The 3364-nt window shown below is 72.7% G+C and carries 2 protein-coding genes; both read left to right on the top strand.

Features of this window, described 5'->3' with window-relative positions:
* Positions 1-2156 (top strand): cellulose biosynthesis cyclic di-GMP-binding regulatory protein BcsB (gene bcsB / locus F3J15_RS37090; RefSeq protein WP_166897739.1); only part of this gene is annotated, 2156 nt, incomplete at its 5' end.
* Positions 2157-2159: 3 nt separating this feature from the next.
* The coding region (gene bcsZ / locus F3J15_RS37085; protein ID WP_166897737.1) for a cellulose synthase complex periplasmic endoglucanase BcsZ at positions 2160-3364 on the top strand (1205 nt) is incomplete at its 3' end.

Raw genomic sequence — 3364 nt, 5'->3', positions numbered from 1 at the left:
CCGGCGCGACCGCAGCCAGCCTGCCGGCGACGACGGTGCACCTGCCGTTCGCGTCGCTCGGCGCGTTCGATCCGCTGCGCCTGCGCGGCGCCGACGACGCCCGCACGATCAACGCGGGCGTGCGGCTCGACCGCGTGGTCACCGGCGCGCGGCTGCGCCTGACCTACGCGTATTCGCCGTCGCTGGTGTTCCCGATGTCGCACCTGAAGGTGTCGGTGAACGGCGAGGTCATCGCGACCGTCCCGTTCGACGCCGCGCAGGCGGGCCGCACGGTCACGCAAGAGATCCCGATCGATCCGCGCTACTTCTCGGATTTCAACCAGATCGGCCTGCGCCTGATCGCGCACTACACGCTCGACCATTGCGAGGATCCGGCCAACTCGGCGCTGTGGGCCGACGTGAGCCCGAAGAGCGAGCTGATCCTCGACGAATCGCCGGTTCGCCTGCCGAACGATCTCGCGCTGCTGCCCGCGCCGTTCTTCGACCGGCGCGACAACGGCCGCGTGCGGCTGCCGTTCGTGCTGCCGGCGTCACCCGATTCGGCGACGCTGCGCAGCGCGGGCGTGCTCGCGTCGTGGTTCGGCGCGCTGGCCGACTACCGGCATGCGCGCTTCCCGGTGTCGACCGGGCTGCCGGCCGATGACCAGGCGGTGGTGATCGGCACGGCCGCGACGCTGCCGGCCGGCCTCGCGCTGCCGTCGATCAACGGTCCGCTGCTCGCGGTGGCCGACAACCCGGCCGCGCCGGGGCGCAAGCTGCTGGTCGTCACGGGCCGCACGGCGGCCGAGGTCGACGATGCGGTCGCGACGCTCGTGCTGGGCCGCGCGGCGCTGTCGGGGCCGTCGGCGACGGTCGCGCACGTCGATCTCGGCGCGCCGCGCAAACCGTACGATGCGCCGCGCTGGCTGCCGGTGAACCGGCCGATCACGTTCCGCGAGCTCGTATCCGATACGCGCGAGCTGGAAGTGCGCGGCACCTCGCCCGACGCCATTCGCCTGAACCTGCGCGTGCCGTCCGACCTGCATTCGTGGAACGGCGCGGGCGTGCCGATCGCGCTGCGCTATCGCTACACGGCGCCGACGGTGCAGGACAACTCGACGCTCGCCGTCGAGATCAACGACCAGCTCGTGAAGTCGTACCGGCTCGGGCCGGCCCATGCCGAGGACGCGCACGGCCGCATGCAGCTGCCGTTGCTGTCGGTGCCGGAAGGGCGCGTGACGAGCGACGTCGACATCCCGGCGTTCCGGGTCGGCAGCGGCAACCAGCTGCAGTTCCGCTTCACGCTCGATTCGCAGAAGACGGGCTTGTGCTCGAGCACGGCGACCGAGCCGCAGCGTGCGGCGATCGATCCCGATTCGACGATCGACTTCTCGCACTTCGTCCATTACGCGCAGTTGCCGAACCTCGCCTTCTTCGCGAACAGCGGCTTCCCGTTCACGCGCTTCGCCGACCTGTCGCAGACGGCCGTCGTGATGCCCGACCGGCCGTCGCCGCAGGAGCTCGAGGCCTACCTGACGATGCTCGGCCACATGGGCGAATGGACCGGCTTCCCGGCGCTGCGCGTGCAGGTCGCGCGGCCCGGCGACGTCGCCGCGCTGTCGGGCAGCAAGGATCTGCTTGTGATCGACGGCTCGCCCACGTCGCCGCTGCTCGCGCACTGGCGCTCGGCGCTGCCGCTCGTGATCGGCGAGCAGGGTGGCGCGGGCGGCGAAGGCGCCGCGCGCGTCGCGTTCTCGGTGAAGGAGCGCTGGCGCAACGGCGTCGGCCTGACCGAAGGCGGCGCGCATATCGAGCAGACGGGCTCGCTCGCGGCGCTCGCCGGGTTCGAGCTGCCGGGCAGCCGGGGGCGCAGCGTCGTCGCGCTGACGGCGACCGACCAGCCGCACCTTGGCGACCTGCTCAACGTGTTCGAGAACGCCGGGCTCGTGTCGCAGCTGCAGGGCGACCTGGCACTGGTGCGGCCGGGGCAGGTCGACAGCCTGCGCGTCGGCGAGCCTTACGTGGTCGGATTCGTGCCGTGGTATGCACGGGTGTGGACGCAGGCGGCGCGGCATCCGGTCGTGCTTGGCGCGGTCGGCGTCGTGGCGGGGCTGCTGCTCGCGCTCGGCGCGTTCAGCGTGCTGCAGAGAATCGCTGCGCGTCGTCGGGGGATGTAACGGATGGCGCGGGCAATGGCGAAGCGACGGGCGATGCGGCCGGCGCGGCGCGTCGGCGCGGCCCTCGCGCTGGCGGTGGCGATGACGTGCGCGGCGGCCGGGATGGCCGCGCGTGCGCAGGCCGCGGGAGCCGGTGCGGCCGACGCGGGATGCGGCGCGGCGTGGCCGCGCTGGGACGCGTTCAAGCGCGATTTCATCTCGGCCGACGGCCGCGTGATCGACGTCGGCTCGGCCGATTCACGCACGGTATCGGAGGGGCAGGCGTATGGACTGTTCTTCGCGCTGGTCGCGAACGACCGGCGCATGTTCGACACGATCCTCGCATGGACCGAGAACAATCTCGCGCAGGGCGACCTGAGCGCACACCTGCCCGCGTGGCTGTGGGGCCGCGCGCCCGACGGCGCGTGGCGCGTGCTCGACGCGAACGCGGCGTCGGACGCCGACCTGTGGATCGCGTATGCGCTCGTCGAGGCTGGGCGGCTGTGGCACGAACGCAGCTACACGGCGCGTGGCGCGCTGCTCGCGAAGCGCGTGCTCGACGTCGAGACGGCGACCGTGCCGGGCCTCGGCCTCACGCTGCTGCCCGGGCCGACGGGGTTCAAGCTCGCCGACGGCCAGTGGCGCGTGAACCCGAGCTATTCGCCGCCGCAGGTGATCCGTGCGCTCGGCGCGCGCCTGCCCGACGACAAGCGCTGGGCCGCGCTCGTCTCCAGCACCGGACGCGTGCTGCTCGACACCGCACCGAAAGGTTTTTCGCCCGACTGGGCGCTGTATCGCGCGAGCACGGGCTTCGGGCCCGATCGCGACACGCATGCGGAGAGCGCGTACAACGCGATCCGCGTCTATCTGTGGGCCGGCATGCTCGACCGCGCCGATCCGCTCGCCGCGCCGATGCTCGCGCGTTTTGCGCCGTTCGCCGACTACATCGCCGCGCATGGCGCGCCGCCGGAGAAGGTCGACACGACGACCGGCATCGCCGGGCCGAACGACGGCAACGGCGGGTTCTCGGCGGCGGCCGTGCCGTTCCTCGACGCGCGCGGCCAGCGCGCGCTGGCCGATGCCCAGGCGGCGCGTGTCGATACGCTCGCGCGCCAGTCGCCGCCCGGTTACTACACGAGCGTGCTGACGCTGTTCGGGCTCGGCTGGCGCGACGGGCGCTACCGGTTCGGCGCGGACGGCACGCTCGACGCCCGCTGGGGAGGCCGCTC

Origin of the sequence: Burkholderia sp. Ap-955, assembly GCF_011753045.1 — a bacterium.
GTDB classification, from domain to species: domain Bacteria; phylum Pseudomonadota; class Gammaproteobacteria; order Burkholderiales; family Burkholderiaceae; genus Burkholderia; species Burkholderia lata_D.
The sequence above is the reverse complement of the archived record's forward strand: the minus strand, read 5'-3'. Positions and strand labels throughout refer to the sequence as shown.